Annotated in this window: 14 protein-coding genes; 11 read left to right on the top strand and 3 right to left on the bottom strand. The window is 49.6% G+C overall.

Annotated elements, in window-relative coordinates; genetic code table 11:
* Positions 1 to 156 precede the first annotated feature (156 nt).
* Positions 157 to 1,161: a glycosyltransferase gene (locus tag NG792_RS16570; protein ID WP_261198071.1), complete on the bottom strand. Its 1,005-nt coding sequence runs from the start codon at positions 1,159 to 1,161 to the stop codon at positions 157 to 159.
* Between the two features lie 368 nt (positions 1,162 to 1,529).
* Between NG792_RS16570 and cofH the strand changes: the two genes are divergently transcribed.
* From cofH to tilS, 7 genes are all read left to right on the top strand, one after another.
* Entirely contained in the window at positions 1,530 to 2,681 is a 1,152-nt protein-coding gene (gene cofH, locus NG792_RS16565; RefSeq protein ID WP_261198070.1) for a 7,8-didemethyl-8-hydroxy-5-deazariboflavin synthase subunit CofH, read from the top strand.
* A 438-nt stretch (positions 2,682 to 3,119) separates the two neighbouring features.
* Positions 3,120 to 4,955: a DUF3352 domain-containing protein gene (locus NG792_RS16560; RefSeq protein WP_261236111.1), complete on the top strand. Its 1,836-nt coding sequence runs from the start codon at positions 3,120 to 3,122 to the stop codon at positions 4,953 to 4,955.
* Between the two features lie 626 nt (positions 4,956 to 5,581).
* Positions 5,582 to 6,649: a c-type cytochrome biogenesis protein CcsB gene (ccsB, locus tag NG792_RS16555; RefSeq protein WP_261198068.1), complete on the top strand. Its 1,068-nt coding sequence runs from the start codon at positions 5,582 to 5,584 to the stop codon at positions 6,647 to 6,649.
* 138 nt (positions 6,650 to 6,787) lie between these two features.
* Positions 6,788 to 7,078, top strand: a complete 291-nt coding sequence (locus NG792_RS16550) for a KGK domain-containing protein (protein WP_261198067.1) — start codon at positions 6,788 to 6,790, stop codon at positions 7,076 to 7,078.
* A 214-nt stretch (positions 7,079 to 7,292) separates the two neighbouring features.
* On the top strand, positions 7,293 to 7,589 hold the full coding sequence (locus tag NG792_RS16545) for a KGK domain-containing protein (RefSeq protein ID WP_261236110.1): 297 nt from the start codon (positions 7,293 to 7,295) through the stop codon (positions 7,587 to 7,589).
* A 122-nt stretch (positions 7,590 to 7,711) separates the two neighbouring features.
* Positions 7,712 to 8,008, top strand: a complete 297-nt coding sequence (locus NG792_RS16540; protein ID WP_261236109.1) for a KGK domain-containing protein — start codon at positions 7,712 to 7,714, stop codon at positions 8,006 to 8,008.
* 26 nt (positions 8,009 to 8,034) lie between these two features.
* Positions 8,035 to 9,051 (top strand): tRNA lysidine(34) synthetase TilS, encoded by a 1,017-nt coding sequence (gene tilS, locus NG792_RS16535; RefSeq protein ID WP_261236108.1) that lies wholly within the window; start codon positions 8,035 to 8,037, stop codon positions 9,049 to 9,051.
* Between the two features lie 35 nt (positions 9,052 to 9,086).
* Here the strand turns inward: tilS and hmpF are convergent, their stop codons facing one another.
* Together hmpF and NG792_RS16525 are read right to left on the bottom strand one after the other, a co-directional pair.
* Entirely contained in the window at positions 9,087 to 10,835 is a 1,749-nt protein-coding gene (gene hmpF, locus NG792_RS16530) for a pilus motility taxis protein HmpF (RefSeq protein WP_261236107.1), read from the bottom strand.
* Positions 10,836 to 11,992: 1,157 nt separating this feature from the next.
* A complete protein-coding gene (locus NG792_RS16525; RefSeq protein ID WP_261236106.1) occupies positions 11,993 to 12,151 on the bottom strand; it encodes a hypothetical protein in 159 nt (52 codons plus the stop codon).
* Between the two features lie 1,024 nt (positions 12,152 to 13,175).
* On the opposite strand from NG792_RS16525, the gene NG792_RS16520 reads away from it, so the two are divergent.
* The 4 genes from NG792_RS16520 (at position 13,176) to NG792_RS16505 (ending at position 20,222) form a co-directional block, all read left to right on the top strand.
* Positions 13,176 to 14,453, top strand: coding sequence for a response regulator (locus NG792_RS16520; RefSeq protein WP_261198061.1), 1,278 nt, complete (start codon positions 13,176 to 13,178; stop codon positions 14,451 to 14,453).
* Positions 14,454 to 15,179: 726 nt separating this feature from the next.
* Positions 15,180 to 15,545, top strand: a complete 366-nt coding sequence (locus NG792_RS16515) for a response regulator transcription factor (protein WP_254566766.1) — start codon at positions 15,180 to 15,182, stop codon at positions 15,543 to 15,545.
* A 13-nt stretch (positions 15,546 to 15,558) separates the two neighbouring features.
* The gene (locus tag NG792_RS16510; RefSeq protein WP_261198060.1) at positions 15,559 to 16,107 is read left to right on the top strand and encodes a chemotaxis protein CheW; all 549 of its coding nucleotides are present in this window, start codon (positions 15,559 to 15,561) and stop codon (positions 16,105 to 16,107) included.
* 899 nt (positions 16,108 to 17,006) lie between these two features.
* Entirely contained in the window at positions 17,007 to 20,222 is a 3,216-nt protein-coding gene (locus NG792_RS16505) for a methyl-accepting chemotaxis protein (RefSeq protein ID WP_261236105.1), read from the top strand.
* Positions 20,223 to 20,581: the final 359 nt, after the last annotated feature.

The raw sequence follows: 20,581 nt of genomic DNA, 5'->3' as shown, positions 1-20,581 counted from the left end.
TGAAGCATAAACCCAGTTTCTTGCCCCGGTAAAGGTTAGAAAACCCGGAAAAAGTTAGCAACCGGGTTTCTTCACCACCTCTTTATCAATTCGCCACTAATTTAGGCTAAAAACCGGGTTTCTTGTCCTTGTAAGCGTTGACTTTTTTCAGCCCGGTTATCGAGACGAGGGTTCGATGACTTCCCGAATCCGATAAATAGGTCGTTGCTGAGATTCGTGATAGGTTCGCATCAATAACTCCGCCAAGAGGCCAAAACTAAACAACTGTACCCCGGCTAAAAGCAGGACTACGGCCAAAATTAGTAAGGGGCGATCGCCAATACTTGCCCCAAATCCGAGTTTGAGAATTGTTAAATACAATCCTAATACAAAACCCAAGACCATAGAAATAATTCCAAACCCGCCGAAAACGTGCATAGGACGGGTGAGAAATTTTTTCATAAAGAAAACCGTTAATAAATCCATCAAGACCCGAATCGTTCGGCCTAATCCGTACTTGCTTTTACCATAGCGTCGAGCATGGTGACGGACTGGAATTTCGACAATTCTCGCCCCCTCAATAAATGCCAAGGCAGGTAAGAAACGATGCAACTCACCATACAGATTCATATCCGCCACAATTTCCGTGCGGTATGCTTTCAAAGAACAGCCGTAATCGTGCAATTGGACTCCGGTTACTTTGCCAATCATGGCATTAGCAATTTTAGAAGGAAGCAAACGAGTGAGGGCCGCATCTTGACGCTTTTGACGCCAACCACTAACGAGATCATATCCCTCATTTAACTTCATTACCAGTTCGGGAATATCGGCGGGGTCATTTTGTAAATCCCCATCCAAGGTGACGATAATCGGCGATCGCGCACACTTAAATCCCGCTGCCATTGCCGCCGTCTGCCCATAGTTGCGGCGCAAAATCACAGCTACTAAGTCATTTCGCTTTTGCGCTTCTTGTTTGAGCACTTCGGTGGAGCCATCGGTGGAGCCATCATCCACGCAGATCAGTTCATAATTGAGTTGAGCATCACTCAGAGCCTGGGCGATCGCACTGATCAGGTGTGGCAGACTTTCCACCTCGTTGTGAATAGGGACAACCACCGATATGTCTAAGGAGGAAAGAGCGGGTTGGATGTAGGCCGGATGCAAAGCGGGTGAAATTTCCATTAATCTGTAATAATCAAACCCAAATAGTCGTGTTTTCCCTGCGGGCTAAAATCGATGAGCAAGTGGAATCAATCTGGATTACAGGAACATCGAACCCCAAGGACCAAGAATCTATTATGACGCCTTGATCCAGTTTTTGAAAGGATCCCTAATTTTATGTCCTGAGTACCCGGTCATATTTTGGGGGAATCGAATCACCCTCTTAGCTTCAAAAAAAGAAATTCATCAGATTATAGAATGGAGGGATAAAGCTGAATTAATTTAATCACTATTATCCCACCCGACTTGGCTCCCCTCCCTATAGCTCCTCACAAATGGGTTAATTAAAACGAATTAACCCTTCCTATTCATTAACTACTTCTACTGTCATGACTTTAAAAACTGTTGATTTTCTTCTATCTCAGGCTTTGGATGGAACCGATATTTCTCCCGCCGAAGCCGCAATTTTGCTCCAACAAACCGAACCCAAACAGGTCAATGCCATTGCCCAGGTGGCTGACGAACTCCGGGAAAAACAATCTGGCAATACGGTGACCTACGTGATTAATCGCAATATTAATTTTACGAACATCTGCGAGCAACATTGTAGTTTTTGTGCCTTTCGTCGGGATGCGGATGAAGAGGGAGCATTTTGGCTGGATTGGGGAAAAATTCTGGAAAAAACAACCGATGCGGTGCAACGGGGAGCAACAGAAATTTGTATGCAGGGCGGCTTGCATTTGGAGGCTAAAATTGACGGAAAATCCTTGCCTTATTATCTTAAACTGGTGAGGACAATTAAAGATAAATTTCCTGATTTGCATTTGCACGCTTTTTCTCCCCAAGAAGTCCAGTTTATTGCCCGGGAAGACCAGATCACCTATGAGGAAACGATCGCCACCTTGCAGGAGGCGGGAGTGGGTTCCATGCCGGGAACTGCTGCGGAAGTTTTGGACGATCGCATCCGAAATATTATTTGTCCGGAAAAAATTAATAGCGAAACTTGGCTAGAAATTATCAGTACCGCCCATCGCTTGGGATTACCAACAACTAGCACGATGTTGTGCGGACATATTGAAACACCGCAGCAACAAATTGACCATTTGGAAAAATTGCGATCGCTTCAAAAAACTGCCTGCGATCGTAACTATCCTGCCAAAATTACCGAGTTTATTTTACTCCCCTTTGTAGGAGAACAAGCCCCCGCCCCCTTGCGCAGTCGTGTCGGTCGAGATCAACCCATTCTCTCCAATACTTTGCTCCTAACTGCGGTTTCCCGAATCTTCCTCGGCAACTGGATTCCCAATCATCAACCCAGTTGGGTAAAACTGGGATTAGAGGGTGCAACAACAGCCCTCAACTGGGGATGCAATGATATTGGCGGCACGTTAATGGAAGAACATATTACCACAATGGCCGGGGCGAAAGGGGGAAGCTGTATGGAACCGGAAACCCTGCGATCGGCGATTACCGGAATTAATCGCCCTTACCAACAACGAGATACCCTCTATCGCCCCATAACTGCCCCAATTTGCCCTTAAAAAAATGGGAGAGCCAGAATCAACAAAATATCACGCCGGTTAGGTCAAATCCCAGAAAACCAACCGGAACTGATTTTAAGTCTACTGCCGTCTAGGGCGTCAGTACCGCATGGGGAAAACCTTGGTTTTTTTGAGAAAATCCGTAGCAAATTGCCCCTTTCTGTGGGCAGTGAAACTGGATTTTTATCCGGTTTAGCGAATACTGTATCCGCGTTTTACTGATTCACCCGAGAGATGTAAAATAGTTCCTGAAATTTCTACTAAAAAAACGGGTTTTCCCTCCCTTGGATTCTTCCTCTACCTTATTCCTGTATCCCGCATCAGGGGGGCTCTACCTCTGGGCGGATGCCACATTTTTGAGAATTGGGGAAGGATACGCGAAAGAAAGCAACAGTTTGCGTTAAATTGTCAATTGCACTCCTGACACTCGGTAACATCATGTCTGAGACTAAATCTGAGACCCAAGACACCAAAGGGACCCCCAAATTCAAACTGGAAAAACCAAAAGTTTCCATCGGGATCGCTGCTGTTGCGGCGGTTCTGTTACTCGGTGGAGCAATTACGGCATTCTGGGCGATCGCCCAAAAACGGCCTTTACCCGAGATCCCAGTGGGTGCCGAACTGATCCCTGAAGATGCTTTGATGACCCTTTCCCTCACCACCAATGCGGGACAGTGGCAGAGAATGCGCGAATTTGGCACCCCCGAAAGCCAAAAGTTGCTGGATAACTACCTAGTGCAGTTGCGCGATCGCTACCTCACCGCCAATGGATTCCAGTATGAAAAAGACATTCAACCTTGGGTAGGGTCCGAAGTGACCCTGGGGTTTTTACCCCCTTTCCCCGTGAATGCCGCTGGGGAAAATAAGGAAGAAGTAGTGCCTTCTCCCGCCGCATTTTCGGGTCGCCAGTCTCTACTCATGGTGTTACCGATCGCCAATCCCAGTCGCGCCAAGCAAATTCTAGAATCCGCCCAACCTCCACAAGGCGGCAGATGGGTCCCTCGGACCTACAAAAATATAGAAATTAAAGAAACCCAAGGGGTGCCCGATGAGAATCGCTTTTCCGTCACTGTCATCGATGGGCGCTATTTAGCGATCGCCAAGGATAGTGAAACCATCAACCGCGCCATTGACACCTTCCTCGGCGCACCCTCCATCGTCGATGCACCGGGTGCGATCGCTGCATGGCAAAAAATCGAAACCTCCCGACCCTTTGGTCGTTTTTATGTCAACGTTCCCGTTGCCGCTGCCGTTGCCTCGTTAAACTCCGATCGCGCCGATCCCAATGAAATTGCGCAGCAGCAACAAAACCAAGGATTCGCCACCAGTATCACCCTCCAAACCGAAGGCATTGCCTTTGATACCGTGGCATGGCTCAAACCCGATAGCGAACGGAAATATGCCGTCGAAAATAATGGTAAAACTATGACAACCCGCCTCCCGGCAGACACTTTAATGATGATGTCCGGAGGCAATTTACAGCGCGTCTGGCAAGATTATAGCCAAGGGGTGGCAACCAATCCCCTCGCACCGATTAGTCCGGACTGGTTGAAAACTGCCATCCGAAATACCACGACCCTAGATTTAGAAAAAGACTTACTCCCCTGGATGCAAGGGGAATTTTCCCTGGCAATGCTGCCACCGGCAGAAAACAATACCTCGTTTTTTCCCGTGGGGGTGGTATTAATGGTCCAAGCCAGCGATCGCCGTGCGGGGGAAGCGATTCTCGCTAAGCTGGATAAAGTGATGACTGAGCAATATAACTTTAAAGTTGAACAGGCTCAGATTGGCGAACAGCCTCTAGTCAAATGGACGGCTCAAAATGGTTCCGTGAGCGTGAACCACGGGTGGTTAGATGGGAATGTAGCCTTTATCAGCGTTTTGGCCCCCGTTGCTGAGCGGATTATCCCCAAACCGCAAACTCCCCTCGCCATGAGTCAGCAATTCCAAAGTGTGGTCCCGTTAGAGCTTTCTCCTAACAACGGCCATTTTTTCATGGATATGGAACGGACTCTTAATCAGAATACTCCCGCCTGGTTGCAACTGCCTCCCCAACAACAAATTGCCATTAGTGCCATGCGGGCGATCGGGGTCACTGCTGCAATTGAAAACCAACGGACTACTCGTTATCAAGTCTTTGTGGCGATGAAAAAAGCCGGTAGTGCCCAACCTCTCCCCGGCGCTACCCTTCCGGGCGCACAACCTTCTACCCCCTCTCTTGCGCCTAAAGCACCAGCGACTCCAGAGGTACAGACCCCGAGTACCCCAGAGTAATAGAGAGTCAAAGGTTTCTAAAAACCCACACCCTGTTCGCGTAGCGTTCCGTAAGGAAAGGGTGGGGCTATACGGACGAAGCCTGCCTCCGCAGGCTACAAGAGTATTGTTGGGTCCTTAACCCTCGGATTTGGATGATTTATTTGTTGGAATACCCTAAAAACCCACACCCTGAAGGGTGGGGCTATACGGACGAAGCCTGCCTCCGCAGGCTGAAGATTTCCAAATCCGGTACTCCTACGCTTTAACCCCCACCCTTTCCTGACGGCACACTCCTCAAACCGGGTGCAGGTTTTTCCGGCCCCTTTATTCTTCAGCCCGTGCAGGCGGGCTTTGTCCGCAAACGCCCCACCCTGAAGGGTGCGGGCTTCTCTTCAGCCCGCGCAGGCGGGCTTTGTCCGCAAACGCCCCACCCTTCAGGGTGCGGGCTTCTCTTCAGCCCGCGCAGGCGGGCTTTGTCCGCAAACGCCCCACCCTTCAGGGTGCGGGTTTTTTCCACCCCAAAAATCCCCAGTGCGATCGCCCGTGAACACTCCCGTATCAAATTCACAGGTTTGAGCAGTAACAACAATGGTTAGGATAAAGAGAACTAGAACGTCTCAATCTAAACCGATGGGAGAATGCTTGTGGACCTCAGTAGCCTTCAGAATTGGCTAGACAATACATCTTTCTGCGTCCTATTCATTACCATGTTGTTGTATTGGATAGGTGCAGCATTTCCGGGAATTCCCGCTTTGTGGCCCTTGGGGACCAGTGGCATGGCGATCGCCAATCTCTGCATCGCCACCTTACTCGGCGCAAGATGGATCGAAGCGGGCTATTTTCCCTTAAGTAACCTCTATGAATCCCTGTTTTTCCTCGTCTGGGGAATTACCGCGATTCATCTCATTGCGGAAAATATGAGCCGCAGTCGGTTAGTTGGGGTAGCCACTGCCCCAGTGGCGATGGCGATTACCGCATTTGCTGCCCTCACTTTACCGGGGGAAATGCAGCAATCAGCACCCCTCGTCCCTGCCTTAAAATCTAACTGGTTAATGATGCACGTCAGCGTCATGATGCTCAGTTATGCCACCCTGATGGTGGGTTCTCTGCTGGCGATCGCCTTCTTAGTGGTGACACGGGGTCAAAATATCGAACTGCGGGGGAGTTCCATTGGGAATGGGTCCTATCGCAGCGATCGCTACCGCCTCCAACGTGCAGGAACCCCCATTCCAGCAGTCGAAGGTCCCACCCCGGAATTTGCTACCGAATTCTCCGGCAACAACAACGGCAAGGGTTTCAGCGGCAATGTTGCCTTGCTTGACGTCGTGCAAGTTGATACCTCCGCACAACCCGCTACCGAAACCCTCCAAGCAACCCTCTCACCCCAACGCCTCAGTCTTGCCGACACCCTGGATAACATCAGTTATCGGATTATCGGATTAGGGTTTCCCCTCCTCACCATTGGAATCATTGCCGGTGGAGTTTGGGCAAACGAAGCATGGGGTTCCTACTGGAGTTGGGACCCGAAAGAAACCTGGGCATTAATTACCTGGTTAGTCTTTGCTGCCTATCTTCATGCGCGCATTACCCGAGGTTGGCAAGGACGAAAACCAGCAATTTTGGCAGCCGCTGGGTTTGTCGTAGTCTGGATCTGTTATCTTGGGGTCAATCTTTTGGGTAAAGGGCTGCATTCCTACGGGTGGTTTTTCTAAACCGTCAATACAAAGTGGTTATGGGGTCCCATTAGGAGTCGCTCTCAAAGGGCGATCGCCAGGGTCGAGGGAGACTGAATATCCACCCCATAACCGCCGCTATGAAAACTGTCAAATTAATAGAACGCGGAGATAGAAATGGCTCAGCAATTTGAGGCGCTCGGAAATGAAGACGTCCTGTCTACCAGTGGCAGCAATCTGATGTTTCAATGCACGTTCAAAGTCAGTGAACTCATGGACTTGCTGCAAACAAAATTAGAAGAAGAAAGTTTATTTACCGAGGGCTTAGAATGTGAAGTGTTAAGTCCAGGTAAATACTGGCGACGAGGAAAAGTTCAACTGCGTCTTGAATTTTGTCCCGAAGACAGTAATTCTGTTCAAAATCATCTCAGCGGTTTTCCCGAACCTTCCACTATCAAGAAGGAATAATTGGCAATTATTTTCCCATCACCTTCGCTCCAAGAAATTTACCGGATTGGGTAAGGTTATATCGCCAGGTTTCCCTCGATTTTCTTATCCAATCTGAACTCAGCAAGATAACTTATAGGGTGCGTTACACATCTCTAGCGCACCCTATTTTCTGGAAATTCCCTCAACCTCACCTCACTATTTTGTAGACTGTCAGACAAGGAGGAATAAAACCGTGGAGGAAAGCTGGATAATTTTGAATTCAGAAGAGGATATAATTTCTCAACAATTCAATTCCGAAAATCAAATTGAGGATTGGCCCTGGAATTTTACGGGTATCCAAATCCTTGATCACCTGCGAGAGCAACTGAGTGAGGAAGAGCAAGCTTTTATCGATGGGTTTGAGTGTAGAGTCCTCCAACCGGGGAAAAAATGGCAGACTGGAAAAATTAGGATTCATGTCGAATTTTGCCCGGATGACCCCACGGAACCAGATTCACCCCTGGATGAGATTCGGAAAATGGACCGTTAGAATCAAGCAAAAGTTACGCAGGTCAAGCGGGGTTAGCTCAAAATTTGAGTTTTTTTACAAGGTAAAAAACCAGCTTTTGTCACGATGAAAGAGAGTAAAAACAATCAAAGGGAGAGACAAAAATGAATGATAAATGGATTGAGTTGCATCCAGAAAATGACGTAATTTCTCAGCAATCCAATTTTGCAAAGATTAGTAACTTGCCGGAGCTATTTACACTTGCCACTTTACTCAAATCCTGGGAAAATCAAACTTACGATCCGCTTAAAAAGTTTTTTTTCAATGGATGGGAATGTAAAGTTCTCCAACCGGGAAAAGGATGGCAAACGGGAAAAATGAAACTTCATATAGAATTTTATCCCGATCGCCCCACAGAACCCGAATCTCCACTAGATGAAATTCGCCAAATGGACAGTTAGGATAAACAACCGATGCTCAATCACCTATGACTCAATGGACGCCTCTCCATGTTAAACTCCATCGAACTTTGCGACAGCGTGGGTTATTGTCACCGGGCGATCGCATTTTAATCGCCGTTTCCGGTGGACAAGATTCCCTCTGTTTAGCCCAGTTGCTGCTAGATTTACAACCTAAATGGAATTGGCATCTGGCGATCGCCCATTGTGATCATCAGTGGCGTAGCGATTCGACTCCTAATGCAAAATATGTGGAAACTCTCACAAATCAGTGGCAGTTACCCTTTTTCCTCCAAACCGCTGGCACTGAAGTCCCGCACACGGAAGCCGGTGCGCGAGAATGGCGCTATCATGCCTTAAGCGCGACTGCCCAAAGGGAAGGTTATACCACCCTCGTCACGGGTCACACCCTGAGCGATCGGGCTGAAACCCTCCTATTTAACTTAATCCGGGGCACTGGTGCCGATGGATTACAAGCCCTTTCCTGGGACCGTCAGCTTACTCCTAATCTCCGCCTGGTGCGTCCCCTCCTAGAAGTTAGCCGCCAAGAAACCGGCAGATTTTGTCAACAGCGTGAGATTACCATTTGGGAAGACGCTACCAACCTCGATATCACCTATTCCCGAAACCGCATCCGCCAAGAATTGCTCCCTTACCTCACTCAACAGTTTAACCCCGGTGTAGAGCAACATCTCGCACAAACTGCCGAACTCTTACGCGCTGATGTGGAATACCTGGAAACCCAAGCGGGGGAACTGTTGGAGCAAGCCAAATCACAAAGTGAGCCAATTGTCAAGGGTGAATTTACCCAGATGACTCAGAGAATCAATCGGCGCATTTTGGAGACTGCACCCCTCGCCCTTCAGCGCCGTGCCCTGCGGCAACTGTTGCAGCAACAGTTACCGAAAGCGCCGAATTACGAGCAAGTGGAGAAAATGACCGCCTTAATTCAGGCCCCGAACAAAACTCAAACCGATCCGTTTCCGGGAGGGGCGACTGCCCGAGTAGAGGGAGATTGGATCATCCTGAGTCCCGAGAGGAGGTGAAGGGACCGCTGCCCGCACCCCCTTCCCAGGGGATGCTACGATGCTGCCAACTCAGCCGACTGGGAAGTAATCAATCCCATCAACAGGTCCCGCAACTGGGTGACGGCCTGCTGTTGATGACCCTCGGTTTCCTGGACCTGAGTCAACAAACTGCTGACTTCTTCCAGCTTAGACTTGAGCTCATTGAGCTTGTCTTGCAGTGGCTGCAACATCTCCTCATAATTGGTGACTCGACCCCTTAATTGAGCCGCGCTAGACCGCAGTTGCACCAACTGTGCCTCCAATTGCTCGATCGCCTGTCGTTTCCCCTCCATTTGACTGGCGCGATCGCTCACCTGACCCTGAACCCCATCGAGAGACTGTCGAGTTTGCTCGATTTCCTGTTTAATCTGAGCCAGTTGCTCATCCAAAAGTTGTTTCTGTTGGTCAATTTGTGCCAACACCGGATCCATCGGTTGAGCTTGCTTAACAGGCGTCGCATCCCCATGACCTTGACGACGAGCCAGAACCGCTTGGTGGTGAGTCAAGGTTTCTTGACGTTCCCGGAGGTTTCGGCGCTGACCCACCAAAGTTTGGTCTAACATTTGATACGCTTCCTGCTCATCGGTTAGATTGCGCTGAATATTCCAGCGATCGGAGTCATTCGCATTCGCCAACTGTCGCTCTAGCTCTTGAATCGTCTCCCGCTGTAACTTCAACTCCTCTTCTTGACCATTCACAAATTGAAAGATTTTATCCAAATCGTGCTGGAGATTTTGTGCCAACCCTTGTAATTCTTCAATTGGCATCCGTTCCAAGGCTTCTATATCCACCTTTGGAACCACCGCCACCTGTTCAAACATCTCCGAAAGTTGAACCAATTGTTCTCTTAAGATCACTTGGTTCTGCACTTGAGCATCAAGAGTATTCGCCTGGTTTTGCTGAATCGAAAGCGTCTTTTCCAGGAGTTTTAACTGCGAGTGAGCCTCAGCTAGATCTCCCTGATTTTTTTCCCACTCTTGGCGCAATCGCCCTAATTCTTGTTGTTTGGCCTCCGCTTCCTGTTCTTCTACCTGGGCTTGGGAACGATGTTGTTCCAAACGTTGCCAGTGTTCATCAAGAACCGCCTGCTGTGACGAAATCTGTTCTAGGACGACTGCAATCTGTTCCCCAAGGGAGGCAGTCGGAGGAGTTGTTTGGGTCAGATAATCCAGCAATTCCTGAATGTGAGTGGCAAGTCCCTCATCCAACTTAACGGACTGTTGGGATTGAGCCAATTGCGCCTCCATCCCCTGTTTTTCAGACTGGAGTTTTTCCAGGGCAGCATCCAGTTCCTGCTGCTTGGCTTGCAGTTCATTGCGAATGCGTTGTGCTTCTTCCGAGGAGCCTTGAATTTCCTGGCGTTGAGACTCCAGTTGAGCGATTTCTTCTTCTCGAACTTGAAGTTCCATTTCGCGGCGCTGGAGTTCCTGACTTTGGTAAGTCAGCGACTGCATCCACTGCTCAATTTCTTCTTCCTTGGTTTTAATTTTCTCTTGGCCTCGGGAGAATCCCTGCAAAATACTGACGAGACGGTTAGCCGCCTCTTCAATATTGCCTTTAATTTGTTTATTAGGACTCAGATCGACGAGTACCAGAGTCCCCGCATTCAAATTATTGGCATCGTCCGCTGGGATCGTCTCCGATCCGGGTACTGCTGCCCAACTTTGTTCACCTCGCTGACAGGCGAGTAGTTTGAGTTCAGCTTTACCGCTACCCAGGCCAAAGCCGCTTTTCTGTTTTTGTACTTCCGCTAGATAAAGCACGCCGCTCTTCCTCTTCCGTTTCTATGCCGAATTCTGATCTCAACCAATACTTTGATACGTTTTTGCTAACCTAAGTTAACCCATTAATCCGTTGAAGGCTGGCCTCAACCCAACCGTATCAATTCCCGAAACAAGGGGGTCTTTCTTGCAAAAAAAAGCAAGGGTTAACCGTTAGGAAACTCCGGTGAGGCAGCCTGTTGTTTAGGGTGACCTGTCCTAAATAATCAGGATACATTTTGGGGGGGTTAATAGCCAACTTGGGGAACAATCCCTTTGGGACTTTATCCATTCGGCGACTGCTATACTCATTGGGATGAATCTGTGCCTCCTTTTTTGACCCTGTTTGGCGTGAATTTAGTGCTATATCAGCAGTTTTAACTATAAAATTTTTTATGTGAGGGGGGACTGATTTAACCTGTTTTAGCAGGGTATTTAAAATAATTCGGGTGATGGCTATATTCGCCGATATCTGGTCTAATATTTGAACTAACGTCAGCTTAGGGGTATCGGGTTGGCCTAAATTTCCCGGGTCTGACCCTCTTATTTTTTTGGGGTAGAGAATAAAATCACCGTAAGCAGACAATGACCGGCTTAATTGAATCCGGTGAATGGGATTCAACGGAATAAATTCTTGGCTTTTGGGCATTTTTGGTGCGGTTGATTTGGCCTTCATCTGTTAAAAACCTGTCTGAAAACCCGGGGCTTCTGGCGAGAAGGGGGAGGGATTTTTTCGGGAATTTATTTCCCGGGGAACTCTCCGAAACCTGGATACGCTCCTTCAAACCGAGCTAACTAAATGTCTGCTTTTGAGCCGAGTCTGGCAACTGCTGAAAAAGCAAATCATCGGAAGTCGGGGGGATTCATCAAGTTGTTTACCGGGTAACGGCATGATTGGCAGTGTCAGCTTTTCAGTGCCGATGGGTGGCCCAAGTCCCTTCCCACTGGGAGGGGGGCTGACATTTCAGAAGCGTATGGGGGTATATTCCCCAAACTTTAACTGCGTTGAGGGCAGTAGTATTATGGCCTACCTAAATGGTAGCGTATATTAGCATTTGTTAGCATAAGCTAACCCGTTATTCAACCCAAACGATGAGTTGAGTTTAAAGGGTAGCTAAGTTTTGTGACCTCCGGTGAATGGTTAGAATGTCCTGGGTTAGTTAGGATGAGTCGAGCCAACGCGATCCCCGAGGGGCGATCGCTATGCCGACCCCTAACAGTAAACCAGAATAGGGAGAACTTAGGCCAGCGATCGCCCAGCTTGATTTAGGCGATCGCCCCAAGCAAGAGGGGACAGGTTGACCTATAATCAGAACCAACACTGTAGATCAGAATCCCTCCCTGAAGATTCCGAGCGGGATTTCAGTTGCCGAGCTATCTGCTGTTCTATCTGCTTTTAGGGCTTAAACAGCGTCTGGGAGAGTGGCGGTCACATCAGCCCGAATGGACTTTGTGGTTTACCCTTCACCCACCGCTGGCAACGGAAAAAGTCTAAAAAATTGGAACACACATCTGGCAGTTACAGGTCAGAACCTATAAAGGCGTATCATACCCTATCAGGGAAGCGATCGCATAAGGTCAGACGAGGTTGATGGGTAGACCCCGGAATCTCCAATCAGCCCCAGAACCGGGAGAGAAAGAAAATTTTGTTCTATTGTATCAGGCCCAGGACAGTTTAAAGCCTGTTGTCGCAAGACTCCCGGGTTTGCCCAGGGTAAAACCCCCGAATTCTGGGGTGGGAATAGGCCAGCCGAGGAACTCATCCGGCTTATTCGCGCATCATAACAATCCGTGCGCACCGTTCCACTACCGGGGAATAAGACGGTACAGTAAAAGGACAGCTTTGACAATTCTAGTCCGGCTGCTTTGACCAGGCTACCTCAAATCGAGGCGGATCTTCTCAAAGATCCCCGGTCAAGGTCTTGTCAAGGTGCTACAACCGGCTCCAAACAACTACCCGAATCAGAGGTATTGCAACTTTGCGGACATTATGGTATGTAAATCTGCTTGTCATTGTCTGTCACTGATGCTGTGTTAGGTCCGCTCAACCATTCTAAAAAGTGCTGGTTCAACGGGGCTACAGCAATCCAGCCTTCTTTGTTAACGCAGGAGTCTCACCTTATTTCAGGGGTTCCACAGGCAGATCATTATTCTTGCGGCTCTTTCTATTGTAGCTGGCTGCTGGGCTCGGAATAAATGAAATAGCGCAGCCAAAGTTCCCTGCTCTCAATCAACAGGGATTCCAGGCATCCCCTACTTTCAGGTGAACAGTGTATTCCCTACCCCTGCGGGCCTTACAGCACGGTCGGTTTCAAACGGTTTTAAGGAGAAAATTTTAGTGGCATGCAGGGAAATTTGAATGAAATCGATATTCGGAGCATTCTACAACTCATTGAACTGGGACAGCGAACAGGAGAACTGTTTGTAGAAGCTTATGGGATTAACTCCGGCAATACCTGTGGCGGACGCGATAACGTGCGGGACTCCTTGGTGTATCGCTATCCTTACCGAGATAAGCGATCGCGCTCCTGTGACCAATCCTGGTTTGTGTTCTTCTCCAATGGACAAATCATTTATGCCGCCAATACGGATACCAGCCTATCCCGATTGCGGGACTTCCTGCGGCGCTATAACGCAGAATCCGCCTTAGATAGCATCACCAACCTCTCCATCTCTGCAACCAACGCTCTAGAATATGGCTATTTATGGGCTTTACTAGAAAACCACATCCTCACCCCAGCCCAAGGACGTAGCATCATTCAGGGCATGGTTCGCGAAACCCTCTTCGATCTACTCAGCCTCCACCAAGGCTCCTTTATTTTTGAAATGGGTCCGGCACTCGCGCCGCAACTGACCACCCTGGAAATTGCGCCCCTCGTGACCAAAATTATCAAGCAGGTTCAGGAGTGGAAACAGTTTCATCCCCATATCCAATCCCCCAATCAATGCCCGGTGATCTCCGATGCTGCCCAGATGCGCGAAGCTCTTCCGGAAAATACCTTTAATAACCTCAATCGCTGGGCAGATGGGACAACCAACCTCCGCCAAATGTCTCGATACCTGAATCGGGATATCTTAACCGTTGCCCGTGCCATCTATCCCTTCGTTCAGTTGGGATTGGTCCAACTTTTTTATCCAAACTCCCCCTTAAATGGCAACGGGTTGGGAGAATGCGATGTAGATCACGGATTGAAAATTCCCCGAGTAGTCTGTATCGAAGATGACCTGACTGTGGGTAAAACGGTGGAAGCGATCCTGGCGCAATATGGGTATGAAGTAACTGCCTTGATGAATCCCCTCAAAGCCCTAAGTTTAGTCTTTCACCTCAAACCTGACTTGATCCTGTGCGATATTACCATGCCCGAACTGGATGGGTATGAAATCTGTGCGATGCTCCGTCATAGCAGTGCTTTTCGCCAGACCCCCATCGTGATGCTCACGGGCAAAGATGGTTTTATCGATCGCGTCAAAGCTAGAATGGTGGGAGCCACAGACTATCTCACCAAACCCTTCGGTTCAAGTGAACTCTTAACCATTGTCGAAAAATATATTGGCCCCGGAGACCCCGATGTTCCTGAACCGGACCGGGTATTAGCCGAGGTGATAGAAGCGGAACTCTAGTCTGGATTATCCTTGAAACACTCAGCCCTCGGAGGCGATCGCCATCATTGTCAAGGGCAAGTCACACCCAGGGCGATCGATGCTCCATGCGGCATCCCATTTAGTCCGGGGGGACCGCTTATGTTAAAAACTGGGTTTTTTGACAAACTCTTGGGCAGTGAGTACCCCACTTAGGCTAAAAACCAGGTTTCTTGTCCCTGGCATCTAAAACCGTAGCCCAGGACCAGAAAATGAGAAACTTTTGGAAACTAGAATCCCAGTCTGTTTAGATCCGGGAGCGTGAAGAGGTAAACTATCATTAGCACGAAACCAGGCCAACGAACGCTCTTTTCCCAGAAAGGGTCCCGAACCGGAGGCTGCTCGTTTGTCCCCCTCGGTTAGTTGGACCCCAACCCCTACCCCTTAAAGCAAACCTGCGATCGCACCGGAGGCTCATCGGCTCTTTGAATACCCCCTTTGTGGGCTACCCAAATTGACCGCACCAGAGGGTGGGGGGTGAAAGCCTTGATTTTTATGAGTGCTTTGGGGCCAATATAATAGGATTTATTTCTAATTCTCAAAGGAAAACTACCTGTCACCCACTGTGTTGAAGACGCTGGCACTGTTAAACCCATCCCTCAAATGTCTCCGGTTGCATAACCTGGAGGCAGCGGGGCTAAGACAAGCACGCCGCCCTGGGGGCGGTCCCGTTAATCTGTTCAGAGAGCTTTTCAGCGAAGGGAAGTTATGAGTACAGTTCTGGTTGTAGAAGATAGCGTCACGCAACGGGAGATGATCTCAACCCTACTGAAAGAGAGTGGATTGAATGTTACCGTAGCAAGTGATGGCTTAGAAGCCCTGGAACGGATTCAGGAGACCTGCCCGGATCTGGTGGTACTCGATATTGTGATGCCTCGGATGAATGGCTACGAAGTTTGTCGCCGTCTCAAGGCTGATCCCAAAACCCAAAACGTTCCAGTGGTCATGTGTTCGTCGAAAGGTGAAGAATTTGATCGCTACTGGGGCATGAAGCAAGGCGCAGATGCTTACATTGCCAAACCGTTCCAGCCCACTGAACTGGTGGGAACGGTCAAACAGCTACTCAGAAGATAGGGGACTTGCAATCATGGTGGGTAATCCGGACTTTTTAACGGGGATTGGCTTAGAACAAGCACCGGAATTTCAAGAATTAGAAAGCCCTGAAGGGGAGTTACATCTTCGGTTTTTCGTGCCTTCTGGCAATGAATTTGCTTTAAGTGCCACGGGGATTCGGGAGGTGATTTCCCAATCCCCCGATCGCATTACACTGATTCCCAACGTCTCCTCCTTACTATTGGGAACGCTCAATATTCGTGGGCGGGTAATTTGGGTCGCGGATCTAGGGCAATTTCTCGGAGAACCCACCACGTTAAATACCGATCGCCCCGAAATTCCCGTGATCGCAGTCGAAGACCAAGACACTATACTAGGGTTAGCGGTTGATCAAATCGTGGGAATGGACTGGCTTGATGTGGAGCAAGTCCGACTGCCCACCAATGTTCCAGACAGTATGGCTCCTTTTTTACGGGGGGAGTGGGTCATCCCACCCAAAGAAGAAGTTAAAGAACAAGAGGAGAAAATTTTGCGATTGCTGGATCAGGTGGCGATTGTGCGATCGGCACGATGGGCAGCATAAATAGCCCCGACCCCCGGTGTCCCACAGGACCAACCGCCCCGGCGAGTTAAACTCAGCGCAAGCTAATTACAACTCATCCGAAAGTTAACCTCCTTTGCACCGTAAACCCAGCCTGATTCCCAGTATCACTGTTGCAGCGTTTTCCGGTTGTCGCGACTCGGCTAACCTTGAAGGATTTCACCTTCAGATCCACCGAGTCAATGCCTCTAGGGCGGTACGGACCCTTCTAGGAAGCCGGACCGTACGGACGGTTCCCTTGAGTCTCTTAAGAGCGGCATTCCCATCTCTGTCCAGTACAAAACCACAGATGAGACATTTATGAGTTCTGGTACTCAGCCACCCCACCTCCCACCCAAAGGCTCGAATCGTAGGTGCGCCCTGGGTGAGGCGATCGGGCTGGAAACAGGAGTTAAACTCAGGGCTGAGCCAGTTGGCCCCAGAAACTTTTGGGTTGAGGACGGGGAAAGGGGCGCTCAGTCCGGACTGATTTCTCTATTGGTTTTCGAGCAGATATCCGAGGCCCGGATTGGGGACTCCTCGTGGCGGGGGCCTTTCTATTTCAAGTTTTGCCACAACCCCCCTCTAGCCCCGGTCAAACTGATGAGGTACAGCCCCGACAAGGAGAGCAAAGGTTTGAGCATGGATGGGCGATCGGATCAGACGGGGAAAGGCTATCGTTACGTCGATACACTACACTCAGTTATAGCACACCTATTAAAAGCCGTCTTAATAAGGACGGGGCTTTAAATCCATTTTTTTTTGTAATATCAGTCTCCTAGAATCCCATCAAGGCAGTCCAGAAATCCAATGGATATAACTATAGTTTTAGTTAACCTTGATAAGATTTCACTAGAAAAATTGTAAGAGCGCACCAGGTAGGCACCGCCAGGAGGGGGCAAATGGTATCAAGTACGGACTATCAGCAGGAGTACGAACAAGCTTTAACGGCCTATACCGAGAAAAATTATGAAGAAGCAGCGGGAATCGTCAATCAATTAGTGGCGAATTTTCCCGAGGATCCCAGTGCGCGACTCTTAGCCGGTCACATCTATTGTTATGGATTGCAAATGTATGATGTGGCACTGGGTCAGTACGAAGGGGTGCTGAATCTGACGGATGACCCGGCGTTCGTTGAGGGAGCGTCCCAAGGCATAGACTACGCCAATCAGTACGCTTCAGAAGGGATGCAGCCTTCCGAGTATGGGTATGAGTCGGACAATGAATATGACTCCGCCGCGCAGGAGTTCGAGACGGATTTTGATCCGATTCAATCGGAACAAGATACGGCGTTGTATGAGCTGGAAGCCCCAGCCCCGAGCCAGGAAGAAGAATTCTGGGAAGAAGAGGACTCCGCCCTGGGTTTGCACGACCGGGCTTACAATGAAGCCTTAGCTATCAACCAGATTGGGTCGGATTCACAGGACTTGAGTCTGGAACTGGATCCGGTGGACCCGAATCGCGAACTCGAATCAATGGAATTTGATGAGTTGGAGGGGTATGATTCGGGGGATTTAGGAGTGGCTTCTGCTGGGACAGAAGAGGGCGGCTTGATGAATCCCTTTACAAGCGAAGAGGCTTATGAGGGGATGGCAGATGAAGACCCCTTTGCGATTGATGACGAAGAAATGCTCTCCGAGGTCCAAAACAACCAATGGAGAGATCCCCTGGCATCGGAGTTACCGGACTTTTTGCCTAGAGAGGATGAAATGCCGGATTTGGTGGGGGAGGAAACGGCGATCGGGGTCTCGAATCACTCTCCCTTTGATGGGGGCCATGATGATTTGGACCTGATGGATTTGGCAACCCCGTTTCAGGAGTTTGAAGATGCGTTTGCTGTAGAAGATGATATGGACTTCGAGTCCAATTCAGACCCCTTAGAGGATGACGAAGCAACCAGTTATTACAACAACAATGGGTCGGCGATCGACTCAGACTTTGACCTGTTCGATGCCGTCGATGATGTAGGGAATGAGTTCAGCGAGGATGATGAACAGGCATCCTACCATCAGAATGGAAACGGTGCGGGGGATCCGGGCATTCCTTATGATATTGACGAAGACTTTGACTTTAACCCCCCTTCAGAGGAAGAAGAAACCCTGTTGATGGGACGCAAACAGCTCGAACAGACTCCAGCGCTCAACAGAATTTCCAAAGCATCAGGGCCTCCTTACTCCCAGCCCAAAGGACTGGATCAACCGAAAATAGAAGAGGATGATGACTACGATAGTAAGACCTTCGTCTCTGAACCCACGAATGGATACAATCGCGCCCCTAGTTACGATTTAGAGGATTTTGACGACGCCTTTAGTGGGGACAATGCCTTTGATTCTCAGGGCAAGGGGGAGAATTTTCCGAACCGGATCGCAACCTCGTCCCCTCTCCAAGAAGAGGGCGTTGACTTTTTGGGTGAGTTCGATGATTTTGATGATTTCGGCAACATTCCGGATAATATTCCCGATTTCGATCTGTCTGAGGATACGACAGGTTCGAGTACGGGTGGATTTGGAATGGGTAGCATGGGCAGAAAAGCCTCCTTCCGAAATATCGACGATAGCTACGATATTGGAGAAGATACGGATGGGTCGATCATTCGGGATGATGAGATTTTTCGGTTCGCTGGAAGTGCCGAACAAGTCCCCGTATTTACTCAGCCGGAAAATCCTCCGGTAGAAGCGGTAGCAAATACAGAACCGGGGATTTTGAGCTTTTTGGAAAATGCGTCCCTGGTGAAAAAATTCCTGTGGATTGCGTTAATTTCTGGAGGAGTCTCAGCGATCGCAGCGGCTTCGGTTTCTTTTGCGTTTTCCAGTCAACGCAGTTGGCCCCAACAACTGAAGGACCCCATGATGGCCTTAGTTGCTGGAGGGGCCAGCATTCTCACTTGTTTTGGGGTCGGCAGTGCCAGCGCGAAGTTGATTCGCCGTTCGGTGGACGATTTACACGCGCAATTCGATACGATGTCTCAGGGCAATCTGTCCGCCCGAGCGACGGTTTATACTGAAGATGAATTCGGCCAGCTTTCCGCTAAATTCAACCAAATGGGGCGAATCATCTACACGACCACCTCGGAAGCCCAACGGAAGGCAGAAGAACAGGAACAGTCCAAGGAAGACTTGCAACGACAAGTGATTCGTCTGCTGGATGATGTGGAAGGGGCGGCTAGAGGGGACCTGACGGTGCAGGCCGAAGTTACTGCTGATGTCCTCGGGGCCGTGGCTGACTCCTTTAATCTAACGATTCAAAACCTGCGGGAAATCGTTCTGCAAGTGAAACTGGCGGCGCGACAAGTGACCAAAGGAGCAACGGATAGCGAATCGTTTGCCCGCAGTTTATCCACAGATGCCCTCCGACAAGCCGAAGAACTGGCGGCTACCCTCAATTCTGTCCAGGTGATGACGGATTTGATTCAACGGGTGGCTGATAACGCTCGGGAGGCCGAAGAAGTGGCAAAATCTGCCTCGGCAACGGCTAAAAAAGGCGGAGAGGCGGTGGAACAGACTGTGGCGGGGATTCTGGAAGTCCGGGAAACGGTTGCAGAAACTACGCGAAAAGTCAAGCGACTGGCGGAATCGACTCAAGAAATTTCCAAAATTGTGGCCTTGATTGCGACGATCGCCGGACGGACTAACCTCTTGGCGCTCAACGCTAGTATTGAGGCCGCTCGTGCCGGGGAAGCGGGTCGGGGGTTTGCGATTGTGGCGGATGAAGTCCGTCAGTTAGCCGATCGCTCGGCTAAAGCGCTCAAAGAAATCGAGCAAATCGTGATGCAAATTCAGAGCGAGACCGGCGGGGTGATGGTGGCAATGGAGGAAGGCACCCAACAGGTGATTGAGGGGACGAAGCGGGCAGAACAAGCCAAACGGGCCTTGGAAAATATCATTCAGGTGACTAATCGCATCGATGTGTTGGTGCGATCGATTACGGCCGATACGGTGGAACAATCCCAAACGTCGCGATCGGTCGCCCAGGTGATGCAAGCGGTGGAACTCACCGCCCAGGAAACCTCCCAAGAAGCCCAGCGGGTCTCGGGTTCTCTGCAAAACCTCGTGGGTGTGGCGCGAGACCTGTTGACCTCGGTGGAACGGTTCCGAGTGGAAACTGGAGAGCGTCGCTAGGGTCTACAAGTTGCCTTTAAGCACCGGCAAGAGTTTTAATCTCTGCCTGGGTGGGGGGTGAATGGGTGATTGTAGAGATGCTCTAGGGTGTCTCTACAATTGTTTAGAAACAGCGGCCCGAGGGTCTCTCAGGGTGACAACGGGACCTGTTGATCACCGAATCGGTAGGAATGGGTACATTGATCCCAGGTCACAAGCCGTCCAACCCATCAAGGACCGATGCCTGTAGACGGACCTTAATCCCGAGAAGACCGCTTGTCACCTGCGGACGACAATCCCTCTAAGCTGGCGGAGGCCGTTTTAATCAGCAAAATCCGGACCTTTTAAGGGGATAAAACTCCGTTAGATAAGCCGATGAG

Origin of the sequence: Laspinema olomoucense D3b (assembly GCF_025370785.1) — a bacterium.
GTDB lineage: Bacteria > Cyanobacteriota > Cyanobacteriia > Cyanobacteriales > Laspinemataceae > Laspinema > Laspinema olomoucense.
Note: the sequence above shows the minus strand (reverse complement) of the source record. Positions and strands in the feature narration are given on the sequence as shown.

Excerpts from the sequence above, each read along its gene's own strand:
- NG792_RS16570 (WP_261198071.1), bottom strand. The coding sequence starts at position 1,161 with ATGGAAATTTCACCCGCTTTGCATCCGGCCTACATCCAACCCGCTCTT.
- cofH (WP_261198070.1), top strand. The coding sequence starts at position 1,530 with ATGACTTTAAAAACTGTTGATTTTCTTCTATCTCAGGCTTTGGATGGA.
- NG792_RS16560 (WP_261236111.1), top strand. The coding sequence starts at position 3,120 with ATGTCTGAGACTAAATCTGAGACCCAAGACACCAAAGGGACCCCCAAA.
- NG792_RS16550 (WP_261198067.1), top strand. The coding sequence starts at position 6,788 with ATGGCTCAGCAATTTGAGGCGCTCGGAAATGAAGACGTCCTGTCTACC.
- NG792_RS16540 (WP_261236109.1), top strand. The coding sequence starts at position 7,712 with ATGAATGATAAATGGATTGAGTTGCATCCAGAAAATGACGTAATTTCT.
- tilS (WP_261236108.1), top strand. The coding sequence starts at position 8,035 with ATGACTCAATGGACGCCTCTCCATGTTAAACTCCATCGAACTTTGCGA.
- NG792_RS16520 (WP_261198061.1), top strand. The coding sequence starts at position 13,176 with ATGCAGGGAAATTTGAATGAAATCGATATTCGGAGCATTCTACAACTC.
- NG792_RS16515 (WP_254566766.1), top strand. The coding sequence starts at position 15,180 with ATGAGTACAGTTCTGGTTGTAGAAGATAGCGTCACGCAACGGGAGATG.
- NG792_RS16510 (WP_261198060.1), top strand. The coding sequence starts at position 15,559 with ATGGTGGGTAATCCGGACTTTTTAACGGGGATTGGCTTAGAACAAGCA.
- NG792_RS16505 (WP_261236105.1), top strand. The coding sequence starts at position 17,007 with ATGGTATCAAGTACGGACTATCAGCAGGAGTACGAACAAGCTTTAACG.